The sequence below is a fragment of the Ruegeria sp. BF7 genome (assembly GCF_056538605.1).
This window is the reverse complement of sequence record NZ_JBQFTM010000001.1, coordinates 1-14,982: the sequence shown is the minus strand read 5'-3', so window position 1 is coordinate 14,982 and position 14,982 is coordinate 1. Positions and strand designations below refer to the sequence as shown.

Sequence of the window (14,982 nt, the reverse complement as noted above, 5' to 3'; positions counted from 1 at the left end):
CCGGTTACAAAGTGTTGTGCAGCGGCGTGGTTTGCCGCGCATCATGCTATCCAGCACATTTCACAATCCGCGCGCAACAGGTTTGCGCCCTTGGATTTTACCATGCTAAGCTAAGTCAAAATAATCACGAGCATACCTCACCTTGAAGACGGCACTTAAACAGTACCAGCGGATCGAAGCCACCGGTCTGTGGCGTCCCTCGCCCGATGCGCAACGGCGAGAGGTCGTAGTGTCGCTTGGTGAAGCCACGCTGACTATATCGGACTTCAATGAACAGGCTCTGACCCATTGGTCTCTGGCTGCACTGGAACGGCAAAATCCGGGTGTGTTTCCGGCAATCTTCAACCCTGACGGTGACCGGGACGAAACGCTGGAACTGGCAGAATCCGAAACCACGATGATCGAGGCGATCGACCGGCTGCAACGGGCCATCGAACGGGCGCGCCCGCATCCGGGTCGGTTGCGCTGGTTCAGCGTCGCCGGTGTCGTGGCTGCCGTAGCGGCGCTGTTGCTGCTGTGGCTACCGTCCGCGTTGCAGAACCACGTTGTCGCGGTCGTACCGGACATCAAGCATCAGGATATCGGGAACACAATTCTGCACCGGATCGAGCGAGTATCTGGGCGGGCCTGCGCCTCCGAAGACGCAGAGGCGGCACTGGATCAACTGGCCGCCCGCACCGGGGTTCGGAAGGTCATCATTCTTCCCGCCGGGGTGCAAACCAGCCTCAGCCTGCCGGGCGGCATCGTGCTACTGAACCGAGCCCTGGTAGAGGATCACGAAGATCCCTCGGTCGCTGCGGGCTACATCATCGCCGAACGCGCAAGGGCCGAGGCGCAAGATCCGCTGGACGATCTGCTGGACCGCACCGGCGCTACGACAGCCTTCCGCCTGCTGACGACCGGAGAGCTGACGCCGGAGAACGTCGACATCTACACCGAGCAGGTTCTGTCAGAACCACGTCCCACCCTGCCCGAGGATGATTTGCTTGAAGTCTTCGCCCAAGCCGCGCTGCCATCGACCCCCTATGCCTATGCAATGGATGTTACCGGCGAGACTGTGTTGGGCCTGATCGAGGCCGACCCGATGGCGGGTCGCCCCCTGCAACAGATTCTGCCGGACCGTGATTGGGTCCGGCTTCAGAATATCTGCGGCGAATAGCTTACTTGGTGCCGAACATCCGGTCGCCCGCATCGCCCAGACCAGGCATGATGTAGCCTTTCGAATTCAACTCGCGATCCAAAGACGCCGTCACAATTTTCACATCCGGATGCGCCTCTTTCATGCGCTCTACACCTTCGGGCGCGGCCAGCAGGCAGAGGAAACGGATATCGGTCGCACCCGCCTTTTTCAGCAGATCTATCGCTGCGGCCGAGCTGTTGCCGGTGGCCAGCATAGGATCAACGGCTATAACAAGACGGTCCTTCAGACCTTCGGGGGCCTTGAAGTAATACTGCACCGGTTTCAGAGTCTCTTCGTCGCGATACAGGCCGACAAACCCGACGCGCGCCGAGGGCACCAGCTCAAGCACGCCGTCCAACATTCCGTTGCCCGCACGCAGGATCGACACCAGCGCCAATTTCTTGCCGGCCAGAATGGGGGCGTCCATCTCCTCCATCGGGGTTTCGATGTGGCGGGTGGTCAAAGGCATCTCACGCGTGACCTCATAGGCCAGCAGCAGCGTGATCTCGCGCAGCAACTGACGGAACTCAGCGGTCGAGGTGCCCTTGTCTCGCATGAGCGTCAGTTTGTGCTGCACCAGCGGATGGTCAACGACGGTCAGGTGTTCGCTCATGTTCTCTCCAGTCTTTTCTTGACCCGCGCTCGGGTGTTTTCATCGCAGAAGGCCGCGTTCAGGGCCGTATCATTCAGAGCAGCAAAATCTTCGATCTCCCAGCCGAAGGCTTGGCTCAACATCTCATATTCGCGCCGCATGGTGGTGTGGAAAAACGGCGGGTCGTCGGTTGAGATAGTGACGTTGACCCCGTGGTCGCGCAACCGGGCAATCGGGTGCGCTGCGAAATCGGGGAACAAGCCCAAAACCACATTAGAGCCCGGACACACCTCGAGCGTGATTTCACGATCGACCAGTTCGCGAACCAAGTCAGGATCTTCGATGGCGCGGACGCCATGGCCCACACGCTCCACACCCAGATCGCGTACCGCGTCGCGCACGCTTTCCGGCCCGCCGAATTCACCGGCATGGGTGGTTAGGCACAACCCGGCTTCGCGGGCGCAGTCGAAGGCCCATTTGTAGTCGCCCTGCGTTCCGACGGATTCGTTGCCACCCATGCCAAAGCCGGTGATCCAGTCTCCGGCCGTCTCGGCGGCGCAGTGGGCGCTGCGTTTTGCCTGTTCCGGTCCGAAATGGCGGACACAGGTGACAACTCCGCGAAGGGTGATATCAAACTTGCGCTCGGCCTCATCCGCCGCGTCTTGAATGGCGTTCAGATAGTCACGCCAGGCGTGCAGGTCTCCGCCGCCGCAGAAATCAGGGCTAAGGAAGGTCTCAGAGTAAACCACGCCATTGGCGGCGCTTTCCTCAAGGATCGCTAACGTCAGGCGACGGAAATCCTCGGGCGTTTTCAGCACCTCGCAGGCGGCCTCGTAGACGCTGAGGAAATGGGCAAAATTGCGGAAGTCATAGCTACCGTCTGGCTTGAAAATCCCGCTCAGGTCGATGCGCTTTTCATGCGCCAACTGGCGGATAAAGGCGGGCGGGGCCGCACCTTCGTGGTGCAGGTGCAACTCGATCTTGGGCAGGTCTGCGACGGTCATAGAAAGCTCTTCCCCGGTCCTTGCGCCGGAATGTTCAGATGGTGCGCAATGCTGGCGGCGACGTCAGCGAATTCGACCGCACCGATCTGCCCAGTGCCGCGTCCGGCGATCAGCACTGGCACTTGTTCGCGCGTGTGGTCGGTGCCGATCCAGCTGGGATCATTGCCGTGATCGGCAGTCAGCAGCATCAGGTCGCCGGGACGCAAGCGCGTCAGGATCGCACCGATCTCATGGTCGAACCACTCCAGCGCCCGGGCGTACCCGCTGATGTCACGGCGGTGGCCATAAAGGCTGTCGAACTCGACGAAATTGGCGAAGGTCAGGCTGCCCTCTTCGGCCTCATCCACCAGGTCGGACAGGTGGCCCATCAACTCGGCATCCGAGCCTTTTAGTAGGGTGTCGATCCCCTGCATCGAGAAGATGTCGCCAATCTTGCCCACCGCATGAACACGCCGCCCGGCGTCCTGCGCCCAGTTCGTCAGAACCGGCGCAGGCGGCAGGATGGCAAAATCCTTGCGGTTGATGGTGCGGGTGAAACCCTGTTCCGGCGAACCGACAAAGGGCCGCGCGATGACACGGCCCACCTTCATCTCATGCAGTCGCGGGGCCAGTGTTTTGCACATGTCCAGTAGACGGCCGAGACCAAAGCTTTCCTCATGTGCGGCGATCTGGAACACGCTGTCAGCCGAGGTGTAGCAAATCGGCCAACCGGTTCGCATATGTTCCGCTCCCAGTTCGACGATGATGGCGGTGCCCGAGGCGTGGCAGTCGCCCAAAATACCCTCAGTGCCGGCGGCCTCGGCGGCAGCTCGGCTTAGGTCGGTGGGAAAAGATGGCGTGGTGTCCGGGAAATAGTGCCAGTCCCACGGCACCGGCAGACCCGCCAGTTCCCAATGACCCGAAGGCGTGTCCTTGCCGCGCGAATGTTCGCGCGCGCAGCCCCAAATGCCCGTTTGCGCGGCCTCCAACCCCGGTGTTTTCGCCCCCGAGGCCAAGCGTGTGGCAGCGCCCAGACCCAACGCATCCAGATAGGGTAAACGCAACGGCCCCGAACGCCCATCCTCGGCGCGCCCCTCAGCGCAAGCCTGCGCGATATGGGCCAGAGTATTGGCGCCGGTATCGGGCGTTTCGCCATTAAAGAAACGGTCCGCATCCGGTGCACCGCCGATGCCGACAGAATCCATCACCACAAGAAAAGCGCGGGTCACGGTGTGATCCTTTCGTGAACAAGCGTCAACATCGCCCCTGCGTCCGGGCCTATCGTTATGGCATTCTTCACTGCATCAGCCGCTTGCCGGGCGGCATCTTCACGGGAAGCGTGGACCACCGCCAGCGGTGCGCCCTTTTCGATCCGGTCACCCAACCGGACAATGCCCGACATGCCAACCGCCGGGTCGATCACGTCATCCTCGACCTGCCGACCACCGCCCAGCGCAACCACAGCCAGGCCCAGCGTCTCGCCATCCATTGCGGTGACATAGCCGCTGATTTCGGCGGGAACCTCAAGGATCACGCTGGCTTCGGGTAGATAGCGAGACCAATTATCAACAAACTTTAACGGCCCTCCCACGGCAGCCATCATGCGGCCAAACCGCTCGGCCGCGCGGCCATCGCGGATGACGTCAGTGATCTTGTCGCGCCCTTCATCAGCGGTTGCGAACATACCCGCATCGGCCAGCAGCATCCCGCCCAGTTCGGCCGAGATTTCGGCCAGTGGTTCATAATGCGCCTTGGTAAGAACGTTCATCACCTCGGCCACTTCCAACGCGTTGCCCAGCGAAGGGGCCAGAGGTTGATGCATATCGGTGATCACCGCCGATGTCCGGCACCCCGCTGCGTTGGCCGTTTCCGTCAGGGCCTGCGCCAGACGTCGTGCATCCTCCAAGGTCTTCATGAACGCGCCAGAGCCAACCTTGACGTCCAGCACCAGTGCCTCGGGGCTGGCCGCCAGTTTCTTGGACAGGATCGACGCGGTGATCAGATCCAGGCTTTCCACCGTCGCCGTTACATCACGGATCGCATAAAGCCGCTTGTCCGCGGGCGCTATCTGCCCCGTCGCACCGACAATAGCCGCACCGGTGTCGCGCAGGATCTGGGTCAGACGTTCCTGCCCAATCTGAGTACTGACGCCCGGGATGGATTCCAGTTTGTCCAGCGTGCCGCCGGTGTGACCCAGCCCCCGGCCCGAGATCATCGGAACATAGGCACCTAGTTCAGCCAGCGCAGGCGCCAGCACCAGTGAAACGCTGTCACCGACCCCTCCGGTCGAGTGTTTGTCGATCACCGGGCCATCAAAATCCCAACTGAGTACATCGCCGCTGTCGCGCATGGCCACTGTCAGGTCGGCACGCCCCTGCGCACCCAGCCCGCCCATGCAAACGGCCATGGCAAAGGCCCCGGCTTGCGCATCGCTGACGCCGCCATCGGCCAGACCTTGCGCGAACCATATCAGTTCCTCACCGGTGGGCACGTGCCCCCGGCGCAGCTTTGCGATGATCGAACGGGCGTCCATGGCCTCAGACGTCCTCCATATGCGAAGCGTCGAACGCCCCCGGCAGCAGGTCTCCGATCGTGGTTTCGAACTCGGCCCCATCGACCGTGGCCAACGTCACCTTGACGTCACGCTTGCCAAATTCAGCCAGTTTCTGACGGCATCCTCCGCAGGGCGGCACGGGTTGCGGAGAAGAAGCGACCACGTAAACCTCGGTCAAAGTCTGCTCGCCTGCGGCAACCATTGCGGCGATGGCCCCGGCCTCGGCACAGGTGCCTTCAGGATAGGCCACGTTTTCAACGTTGCAGCCGAAATAAACAGCGCCTGAAGTCGACCGGATCGCCGCGCCGACTTTGAAGTTGGAATAGGGTGCGTATGCTTTTTCCCGGACAGACAGTGCGGCGTCTTTCAAAGTCATAGCGATTCCCCAATTTTTGATCATCTGGTCAGAAAGACATACCCTAAATGAAACAACCCGGGGAGTTGAAGCCCCGGACAGAAGATTCCTTATCCCAAAGCGGTTTTGAACCGACCCGGCAGCGTGACCTCGAGCAATTCAATATCGTCCGAGGGGGCAGCCAACCGAGTGCGCATACCGGGCGGGATGACAAAAGCATCCCCCTGTTCAAGCCGGAAGGGATCGCGGCCTTCGCCTTCCAGCGTGACTTCCCCATTCATGACGAATGTAAAGTGGATATCCGTGTCATGGGTAGCCCAGACCGGATCGCCCTGCCCTTTGCGCACGACCTGCACCCCTGCAACGCCCTTGGTATTCTCTGCAATCGTCGTGTCGCGGCATATATAGCCCGGCAGGCGAAACGGGCCCCACTCGGCCCCTTTCGCTTGATTGAAAACGAACCGCTGGCCCTGCCACTCCCGATCCGGGCGGTACCGAGGTGTGGGAAGTTCCATCTCATGATCGATCTCGGTTACATGTTCGGCGGGGACACCGATCTCGATCACCTGCACATTGTCGGATGCTTCGAGCACACGGTGGCGTATTTCCGGCGGCTGGATAAAGCAGTCGCCCGCCGTCAGGCGCATCTTGTCGCCCTGGTCTTCGTAAACCACATCGACCCAACCATGGATGCAGAAGATCAGCTGAAATCCGACTTTGTGGAAATGCACCATATCGGGAACAGGGCCACCGTCGGGAATACGAATATGGCTGGCGATGATCGACCCGCCCAGCCGATCCGGCACCAGATCACGGTAATGCATCCCGGCCCGACCAATAATCCAAGGCGCCTGGTCCTTTAGCCTGCGCACTACGAAGGAATGGACCGTTTCCGGCATGACCAGGGGTGGGTTCAGTTCGTCGATCTCAACCCGGGTACCATTGGGAGCCACAAGGCTGCGCTGACCACCCGCGAAGTCGTCGGGGTTGTTCGTCAGAATACGCAGCGTTCCGGGTGTTTCGGGCGCATCCTTCTCGACCCGCAGGCGCAAACCGTGACCAGAGAACACAGCAATCCGCGGATCATCAGCGGGATAGATCATATCCATCCGCATCCCCAGAACCCTGGTGTAAAACGGAATATCGTCGCGCAATTCCTGCGTTGGCAGGCGGATTTCAGCTTGGGTCTGATTGTGCGGTTTGGTCATTGGTGGTCTCATCGGCCTTGGCTTTCGGCCATCCGATCAGAACGGCGGCCAAAATGCCAATCGAAAAGAACATCTCAAGCGTTTCTTCCAGCACGAACAGACGGGTCGCCATGACGTCCGTCATTTCGGTGCCTATGGCACTGCTGACTTCTTCCAACCCCTGCGCGACAACGGCGCACATACCGGCCAGAAAGAACACCAGTAGAAACGGAGCCCGTTCCTTCATAGCCCGCCAGGCGTTCGGCACCCCATGCCAGACAACCCCACCCAGAACGATCACGGCAAGTACTATCCGCACCATTGTCATATCCAGCAGGACATCCAGACCGTGCAGAATAAAATAGGGTGTGCTGTCCACGGCATAAATATCGGCCTCAAGCTCTCGTTCCGCCAGCAACAGCAGGACCACGCCAATATACAGGCGGCTGATCCCGCGATACCGATAGAGCGCTATCAATCCGGCGGCCAGCAAAGCCGCAGCCGAGCCGGTTTCGATCAGACCGCCCTCTTGGTTGAACTCCGCCGCCTGCATCGGCCACAGCGAGATGGCACACAGGATCACAATACCCAGAACAATGACTGCGCTGAACGTAGCACTAAATCTGCCTTTTTTCGACGAGAGGGCCGCGACCGTCTCGACGTCTTTCTGATAGCTCATGCCGGTTTTCTCGATACAAAAGGGGGTGGGTTCGAAAGTTGCGGGAATTTAAATGTTTTGCGACGGAAATCAAGCACAGCGGCAAAACGGCCCGCTCTGAGTTCTTAAGTGACGCAGCGTAGCCAAGCTGGAAAAATTAGTTTAGGGCTAAATCAAATTTCAAAATGGAGCTGAATCTCGATGTCGGATACACCCAGTTTGCGGCAGGCCGCACTTGAATATCATGCCCATCCAAAGCCCGGGAAGCTGGAAATCAAGGCGACCAAGCCGATGGCGAACGGCCGTGATCTGGCGCGTGCCTATTCACCCGGTGTCGCCGAGGCCAGCCTTGAGATCAAGGCGGATGCAGCCAATGCTGAACTGTATACAGCACGAGGCAATCTTGTAGCCGTCGTTTCGAACGGAACGGCAGTTCTGGGGCTGGGCAATATTGGCGCGCTGGCCTCGAAACCGGTGATGGAGGGCAAGGCGGTTCTGTTCAAGAAGTTCGCCGGCATCGACTGTTTCGATATCGAGGTCGATCAGCCTGATCCGGAAAAGCTTGCCGATATCGTCTGCGCGCTTGAACCGACCTTTGGCGCGATCAACCTGGAAGACATTAAGGCCCCCGATTGCTTTATCGTCGAAAAGCTGTGTCGCGAGCGGATGAACATCCCGGTCTTTCACGATGATCAGCACGGAACTGCCATCGTGGTGGGTGCGGCCGCCAAGAACGCGCTGCATGTGGCCGGAAAGAAGTTTGAGGATATCAAGGTTGTCTCAACCGGTGGCGGCGCGGCGGGGATCGCCTGCCTTAGCATGTTGGTAAAACTGGGCGTCAAGCGCGAGAACATCTGGTTGTGCGACATTCACGGGTTGGTCTACGAGGGCCGCGCCGAGGATATGAACCCGCACAAGGATCAGTTCGCGCAGAAATCCGACCTGAGGACACTGGATGACGTGATTGGCGATGCTGACCTGTTCCTTGGCCTCAGCGGTCCCAATGTGCTCAAACCCGAGATGGTTGGAAAAATGGCCAAGCGCCCGATCATCTTCGCGCTGGCCAACCCGTCGCCTGAAATCCTGCCCGATGCCGCACGAGAGGTCGCCCCGGATGCGATCATCGCCACCGGCCGAAGCGACTTTCCCAATCAGGTCAACAACGTGCTGTGCTTCCCCTTCATATTCCGGGGTGCGCTGGATGTGGGAGCGACCGAAATCAACGACGAGATGCAGATCGCCTGCGTGGATGGCATCGCCGAGATGGCCCGCGCCACCACCAGCGCCGAAGCCGCCGCAGCCTATAAGGGTGAACAACTGACCTTCGGTCCGGACTATCTGATTCCGAAGCCGTTTGACCCGCGTCTAGTCGGTGTCGTTTCTTCATCAGTGGCCAAAGCCGCGATGGACAGCGGCGTTGCCAAGCGCCCGATTGACGATATCGAGGCGTACAAGGGGCGGCTGAACCAGACCGTGTTCAAATCCGCCCTGCTGATGCGCCCGGTGTTCGAGGCCGCCGCTGCCGCCTCTCGCCGGATTGTCTTTGCCGAGGGCGAGGATGAACGCGTGCTACGCGCTTCGCAGGCCATCCTGGAGGAAACCACGGAAACGCCCATCCTGATCGGTCGTCCCGATGTCATCAGCGCTCGCTGCGAGCGGCTGGGGCTGACGGTCCGCCCCGGCGAGGATTTCCAGATCGTGAACCCGCAGGACGACCCCCGGTATTATGACTATTGGAACTCGTACCATGAGATCATGCAGCGCCGAGGCGTGACACCCGATCTGGCCAAGGCGATCATGCGTACGAACAACACCGCGATTGCCGCCATCATGGTGCACCGGGACGAGGCCGAAAGTATGATCTGCGGCACATTCGGCGAGTACCGTTGGCATCTGAACTACGTGCAACAGGTTCTGGCCGATGGCGACCTGCGTCCCCATGGCGCGCTGTCATTGATGATCCTGGAAGATGGCCCCCTGTTTATCGCCGACACCCATGTGCGGCAATTGCCAACGCCTGAGGAACTGGCCGAATCCACAATCGGGGCTGCGCGCCACGTGCGCCGTTTCGGGATCGAACCGAAGATCGCGTTCTGCTCGCAATCGCAGTTCGGCAATCAGGCCGAAGGGTCGGGCAAACGTCTGCGCGCTGCGCTGAAGATTCTCGATTCCGATCCGCGCGACTTTACTTATGAAGGTGAGATGAACCTCGATCTGGCGCTGGATCCGGAGCTGCGGTCGCGGATATTCCCGAACTCACGTCTGGAGGGCGCGGCAAATGTTCTGATCTTTGCCCATGCGGATGCGGCCAGCGGTGTACGCAATATCCTTAAGATGAAAGCCGACGGTCTGGAGGTTGGGCCGATCCTGATGGGGATGGGCAACAAGGCACATATCGTGACCCCATCCATCACGGCTCGCGGCTTGCTGAACATGGCTGCCATTGCCGGAACCCCGGTGGCGCATTACGGCTAACGCCCGTAACAGATGCTCGGGTGCCCGCGTCGGCATCCGAGCGCAAGCTGAGCGTCGGTGATTCTTTGCATGTATAGATTTGCAGATTTGCAAAAACTAAAGCTCGTTACGCGCAACTTTGCTCTACCAAATTACTTTGCAAAACTTTGCAGGCGATTCTAGTACATTCTGCAAATATTTTGCGATAAAGTGACGCCCCGTCATTCCCCTCGCTTGTGCGCAGCCCCCTGCCCACCTTACACACTGCACAAGGGATTTAAGGAGGAGACCAACGTGGCATATCAGGACGTTTACGAAAGCTGGAAATCCGATCCAGAGGCATTCTGGATGGAGGCCGCAAAAGGAATAGATTGGGTTCAACCTCCGACCAAGGCATTGTTTGACGACAATGCGCCGATGTATGAATGGTTCTGCGACGCCAAGGTCAACACCTGCTGGAACGCAGTGGATCGCCACGTCGAAAACGGCCGAGGAGAGCAGACGGCCATCATCTATGACAGCCCGATCACCCACACCAAGCGCGAGATTTCCTATGTCGAGCTGCGCAACCGTGTTGCCAATCTGGCCGGGGCGCTGCGGGCCAAGGGCGTCGAAAAGGGTGACCGGGTCATCATCTATATGCCGATGATCCCCGAAGCGCTTGAGGCGATGCTGGCCTGCGCCCGTCTCGGTGCCGTGCACTCGGTTGTTTTCGGCGGGTTTGCCAGCAACGAACTGGCTGTCCGCATTGACGACGCCAAGCCCAAAGCGATCATCGCCGCCTCGTGCGGGATGGAACCGGGTCGGGTGGTGCACTATAAACCCCTGCTCGACGGCGCCATCGAGATGGCCAGCCACAAGCCCGATTTCTGCGTGATCTTCCAGCGCGAGCAGGAAGTAGCGCAACTGATCGAGGGGCGTGACTATAACTGGCACGGGTTCCAATACGGTGTTGAACCAGCGGAATGTGTACCAGTAGACGGCAATGATCCGGCTTATATCCTGTACACCTCGGGCACCACTGGCGCGCCAAAGGGTGTCGTGCGCCCGACCGCAGGCCATCTGGTGGCGCTGAACTGGACGATGAAGAACGTCTATGATGTCGATCCCGGTGATGTATTCTGGGCGGCGTCGGACGTGGGCTGGGTCGTGGGGCATTCCTACATTTGCTATGCCCCGCTGATCCACGGCAACACCACCATTGTCTTTGAGGGCAAGCCGGTCGGCACCCCCGACGCGGGCACCTTCTGGCGGGTGATTTCCGAACACAAGGTTAAAAGCTTCTTCACCGCCCCCACCGCTATCCGCGCCGTAAAGCGCGAAGACCCCAAGGGCGAGATGCTGGCAAAATACGATCTGTCCAGCCTGCGTGCCCTGTTCCTGGCAGGTGAACGTGCCGACCCGGACACGATCGAATGGGCGCAGGACGCGCTGAATGTTCCGGTGATCGACCACTGGTGGCAGACAGAAACCGGCTGGGCCATCGCAGGCAACCCGCTTGGGATCGAGGAACTGCCGGTCAAGCTGGGCTCACCGGCCAAGCCGATGCCGGGTTATGACGTGCAAATTCTGGACGAGGGCGGCCATCCGATGAAGCCGGGTGAGCTGGGTGCAATTGCAGTCAAACTGCCTCTGCCTCCGGGCACCTTGCCAACGCTGTGGAACGCAGAAGAACGCTTCAAAAGCTCGTACCTGAACCACTTCCCCGGCTACTACGAAACCGGCGATGCGGGTATGATTGATGAGGACGGCTACCTTTATATCATGGCGCGCACCGATGACGTGATCAACGTCGCAGGCCACCGCCTGTCCACTGGCGGGATGGAAGAGGTTCTGGCCGCCCACCCCGACGTCGCCGAATGTGCGGTGATCGGCGTGACCGATCAGCTCAAAGGTCAGATGCCGGTTGGCTTCCTGTGCCTGAACGCGGGTTGCGACCGCGACCATGGCGAGGTCGTGCAGGATGTGGTCAAGCTGGTCCGCGAAAAGATCGGCCCGGTGGCAGCTTTCAAGAAGGCCGTCGTGGTGGATCGCCTACCCAAGACCCGGTCGGGCAAAATCCTGCGCGGTACGATGGTGTCGATTGCGGACAGCCAGGACTACAAGATGCCCGCGACCATCGACGATCCGGCCATCCTGGACGAGATCAGCGTGGCGCTGAAATCCATAGGCTACGCCCAGTAAACACGCTGCGGGCGGTCTCTGGCCGCCTGCCTAGCGCCTTTCCCTTGCAACCGGGAACAGGGCCCCTACTGTCTGACCAAGACAATGAGGCCACATGACACATTCCGACATCTGGCGATTGAGCGCCACCGACCTGACCACTCTCACCCGCAGCGGTGACCTGAGCGCCGAAGACGCGGTGCGCGCGTCCATTGACCGGATGCATCAGGTCAACCCGGACCTGAACGCGGTAGTCGAGGACCTGAGTGCCGAGGCCCTGGAGCGTGCGCGCGACCTCGATCAGGCCCGGGCTAACGGAACGGTTCCCGGGCCGCTGCACGGCGTGCCGGTGACGATCAAAATCAACGTCGATCAAAAGGGACATGCCACGTCGAACGGTGTCGTGGCCTTGAAAGACGTGATTGCCCCCGATGACGCTCCGGTCGTGCGAAACTTGCAAAACGCCGGGGCGGTGGTGATCGGGCGGACCAATACGCCCGAGTTTTCGTTCCGCGCCGACACTGACAACCCTCTGCACGGGCGCACGCACAATCCGTGGGGGCGACACATCTCAGCCGGCGGCTCTTCGGGCGGTGCCGGTGCAGCCGTAATGGCCGGGATTGGCGCGCTGGCGCATGGCAATGATATTGGTGGCAGCCTGCGCTTTCCGGCGGCTGCCAACGGTGCAGTCACGGTAAAGCCCGGTCTTGGTCGCGTACCAGCTTGGAATCCGAGCCAACAGGCCGAGCGCGGAATTCTGGCGCAATCCATGTCCGTACAAGGACTAATCACACGCTGCGCCGCCGATTTTCACCTGTCGATGCCCAGCCTGATCGCAGGCGACCCGCGCGATCCGTTCCACGTGCCGATGCCTTGGCGAGGAGAAACGCAGGACGGCCCCATCAAGGTTGCCTTTACCAAGGACACCTTTGGCTATGCCTTGCACTCCGAGGTCGAAAAGGCAATGGACACAGCGCGCGACGCTCTGGTCGATGCGGGTTATCAAGTCGAAGAGATCAGCCCACCCGATGTTTTTGAATGTGGTCGATCCGGATACCGCACGCTGATGGGCGAGGTTCTGACCCTGTTGAAAGGCGACATCGAGTCTGCGGGCTCCGAGACCATTCGAAATATCTTCGACGTATACTTCCAGGAATTCCCGCCCATCATCGGCACCGATCTGGTTCGGATGCTGGCCAATCGCACCCGCTATGCGAGGGAATGGTCGCTGTTCATGCAGGACTACCCTTTGATCCTGTCCCCTTTCCTGCCGCAACCGTTTTTCAAACCCGACCGAGATACCGAAGGTGTCGAAGGCGTACACGAGGTTCTGGGCTGCGCGGTGTATTCCTATGCGATGAATTTTCTGGGCTTGCCCGCCGCCAGCGTTCCCGCGCGGCTGGCCGATCTGCCGCAAGGACCGCAACCGATCAACGTCCAAATCGCCGCCCAACGCTGGCGCGAGGACATGACAGTGGACGCCGCCGCCGCAATCGAGGCCCGCGTGGGTCAGATGTGCCTGCCGCTGTGGGATAAGATGGATGCGACCAAACCGGCCGAACCAACAAAATAGACCCCGGGTTTTTTTGCCCGGGGTCCTCTTGCTTAAATAAACCCGGAGATCGGTCAACGAGCGTAGCACCACCTACCCTCGCCGGCGCGAAAACTGCGCAATCATTCGACAACGCCGCTTGGTGGCCACTCACTCCCACCTAGGCGTGTTCTCCGGGCAAGTTTAGGTTAGCAAAAGATGAATCAAACGCCTGTGAACTGGGTCACATAAGCCGCGAAAAGCACGGGTTCCGAAGAATCAAGTGAACTGTTCCGAGATCAGGCGCTCTTCCAGCCCGTGCCCAGGGTCGAACAGGATGCGGTGCTGGATGGAGGGTTCCGAACGAATCTCGACCCAATCGATATCTGCGAACGAAACCGAATCCGCATCAGCCATGACCGGGCGCTTGTCGGCATCCAGAACGTCAAAGCGAACCTTTGCGATCTTGGGTAAAAGCGCCCCGCGCCACCGGCGGGGGCGGAATGCGGCGATCGCTGTCAAAGCCAGCACGTCGGACCCGATTGGCAGAATCGGCCCGTGCGCCGAATAGTTATAAGCCGTTGATCCGGCGGGCGTAGACAGCAAGGCACCGTCACAGACCAGCTCGGCCATCCGCACCCGCCCATCGACACTGATTTTCAGCCGCGCAGCCTGAGGACCGGCGCGCAGCAGCGACACCTCGTTGATGGCCAGCGCCTCGTGCAGTTTGCCGGACTGATCCATGGCCTGCATTGCCAGAGGGTTGATGACCTCTTCTTCCGCATCAGCCAGACGCTCCATCAAGTCGGCTTCGTGGAATTCATTCATCAGGAACCCGATGGTACCCCGGTTCATACCATAAACAGGCGTATCAAGATGCTGCATGTTGTGAAGCGTGTGCAACATGAACCCGTCACCGCCCAAGGCGACAACCACATCCGCATCCCGGGGGGCCGCATTGCCATACAGTTTCACAAGGCCGTCCCGCGCGTTTTGCGCCACTTTGGCGTCACTGGCGAGAAAGGCGATTCTCTTTGTCATCTTTTCCGGTTTCCGGTCTTACACATTTGGTTCCGAAACAAACATACCTTTCCCCGATAGGCGAGTCTTGACGCCACAGCGGGCCAAATCGTCGCTTTACAGCTTTTGGATATCCATCGTTTCCGATAGGAAATCCGCAAGATTTACCCCAGCAATCTGGAGCCCCCATGAACGCCAATCTTCGTGATACCGGTTTTTTCACCCAGTCCCTTGCCGACCGTGACCCTGAGCTGTTTGGCTCGATCACATCCGAGCTTGGCCGTCAGCGCGACGAGATCGAGCTG

General features: G+C 59.9%; 12 protein-coding genes. 4 read left to right on the top strand and 8 right to left on the bottom strand.

Annotated elements, in window-relative coordinates; all coding sequences use genetic code 11:
• Positions 1-142: 142 nt before the first annotated feature.
• Positions 143-1,159: a hypothetical protein gene (locus tag ACR0IK_RS00060; protein ID WP_480595408.1), complete on the top strand. Its 1,017-nt coding sequence runs from the start codon at positions 143-145 to the stop codon at positions 1,157-1,159.
• A 1-nt stretch (position 1,160) separates the two neighbouring features.
• Here ACR0IK_RS00060 and upp read toward each other — a convergent pair whose 3' ends face one another.
• From upp to ACR0IK_RS00025, 7 genes are all read right to left on the bottom strand, one after another.
• Complete coding sequence (gene upp / locus ACR0IK_RS00055; RefSeq protein WP_480595409.1) at positions 1,161-1,793, bottom strand: uracil phosphoribosyltransferase; 633 nt, start codon at positions 1,791-1,793, stop codon at positions 1,161-1,163.
• Positions 1,790-2,776 carry an adenosine deaminase gene (locus ACR0IK_RS00050; RefSeq protein ID WP_480639926.1) on the bottom strand — a complete coding sequence of 329 codons (987 nt, stop codon included), beginning with the start codon at positions 2,774-2,776 and terminating at the stop codon, positions 1,790-1,792. Before ACR0IK_RS00050 ends, upp begins: the two co-directional genes overlap by 4 nt.
• Positions 2,773-3,984, bottom strand: coding sequence for a phosphopentomutase (locus ACR0IK_RS00045; protein WP_480639924.1), 1,212 nt, complete (start codon positions 3,982-3,984; stop codon positions 2,773-2,775). The genes ACR0IK_RS00050 and ACR0IK_RS00045 overlap by 4 nt, the downstream gene beginning before the upstream one ends.
• A complete protein-coding gene (locus ACR0IK_RS00040; protein WP_480639922.1) occupies positions 3,981-5,288 on the bottom strand; it encodes a thymidine phosphorylase in 1,308 nt (435 codons plus the stop codon). The genes ACR0IK_RS00045 and ACR0IK_RS00040 overlap by 4 nt, the downstream gene beginning before the upstream one ends.
• A gap of 4 nt (positions 5,289-5,292) precedes the next feature.
• Complete coding sequence (locus ACR0IK_RS00035; RefSeq protein ID WP_480595413.1) at positions 5,293-5,685, bottom strand: cytidine deaminase; 393 nt, start codon at positions 5,683-5,685, stop codon at positions 5,293-5,295.
• An 89-nt stretch (positions 5,686-5,774) separates the two neighbouring features.
• Positions 5,775-6,872: a cupin domain-containing protein gene (locus tag ACR0IK_RS00030; protein ID WP_480639919.1), complete on the bottom strand. Its 1,098-nt coding sequence runs from the start codon at positions 6,870-6,872 to the stop codon at positions 5,775-5,777.
• Positions 6,841-7,530: a hypothetical protein gene (locus ACR0IK_RS00025; protein ID WP_480595415.1), complete on the bottom strand. Its 690-nt coding sequence runs from the start codon at positions 7,528-7,530 to the stop codon at positions 6,841-6,843. Before ACR0IK_RS00025 ends, ACR0IK_RS00030 begins: the two co-directional genes overlap by 32 nt.
• A 180-nt stretch (positions 7,531-7,710) precedes the next feature.
• On the opposite strand from ACR0IK_RS00025, the gene ACR0IK_RS00020 reads away from it, so the two are divergent.
• The 3 genes from ACR0IK_RS00020 to ACR0IK_RS00010 all read left to right on the top strand — a co-directional run bounded on the left by ACR0IK_RS00020 (position 7,711) and on the right by ACR0IK_RS00010 (position 13,699).
• Positions 7,711-9,984 (top strand): NADP-dependent malic enzyme, encoded by a 2,274-nt coding sequence (locus ACR0IK_RS00020; protein WP_480639917.1) that lies wholly within the window; start codon positions 7,711-7,713, stop codon positions 9,982-9,984.
• Positions 9,985-10,257: 273 nt separating this feature from the next.
• Entirely contained in the window at positions 10,258-12,147 is a 1,890-nt protein-coding gene (gene prpE, locus ACR0IK_RS00015; protein WP_480639915.1) for a propionate-CoA ligase PrpE, read from the top strand.
• Between the two features lie 94 nt (positions 12,148-12,241).
• Positions 12,242-13,699 (top strand): amidase family protein, encoded by a 1,458-nt coding sequence (locus ACR0IK_RS00010; protein ID WP_480595418.1) that lies wholly within the window; start codon positions 12,242-12,244, stop codon positions 13,697-13,699.
• Between the two features lie 237 nt (positions 13,700-13,936).
• Here ACR0IK_RS00010 and ACR0IK_RS00005 read toward each other — a convergent pair whose 3' ends face one another.
• Complete coding sequence (locus ACR0IK_RS00005; protein WP_480639913.1) at positions 13,937-14,698, bottom strand: NAD kinase; 762 nt, start codon at positions 14,696-14,698, stop codon at positions 13,937-13,939.
• Positions 14,699-14,982 lie beyond the last annotated feature (284 nt).

Bases quoted from the DNA above. Each gene is read 5' to 3' on its own strand.
- upp (WP_480595409.1), bottom strand. From the start codon at position 1,793: ATGAGCGAACACCTGACCGTCGTTGACCATCCGCTGGTGCAGCACAAA.
- ACR0IK_RS00050 (WP_480639926.1), bottom strand. From the start codon at position 2,776: ATGACCGTCGCAGACCTGCCCAAGATCGAGTTGCACCTGCACCACGAA.
- ACR0IK_RS00040 (WP_480639922.1), bottom strand. From the start codon at position 5,288: ATGGACGCCCGTTCGATCATCGCAAAGCTGCGCCGGGGGCACGTGCCC.
- ACR0IK_RS00035 (WP_480595413.1), bottom strand. From the start codon at position 5,685: ATGACTTTGAAAGACGCCGCACTGTCTGTCCGGGAAAAAGCATACGCA.
- ACR0IK_RS00030 (WP_480639919.1), bottom strand. From the start codon at position 6,872: ATGACCAAACCGCACAATCAGACCCAAGCTGAAATCCGCCTGCCAACG.
- ACR0IK_RS00025 (WP_480595415.1), bottom strand. From the start codon at position 7,530: ATGAGCTATCAGAAAGACGTCGAGACGGTCGCGGCCCTCTCGTCGAAA.
- ACR0IK_RS00020 (WP_480639917.1), top strand. From the start codon at position 7,711: ATGTCGGATACACCCAGTTTGCGGCAGGCCGCACTTGAATATCATGCC.
- ACR0IK_RS00010 (WP_480595418.1), top strand. From the start codon at position 12,242: ATGACACATTCCGACATCTGGCGATTGAGCGCCACCGACCTGACCACT.
- ACR0IK_RS00005 (WP_480639913.1), bottom strand. From the start codon at position 14,698: ATGACAAAGAGAATCGCCTTTCTCGCCAGTGACGCCAAAGTGGCGCAA.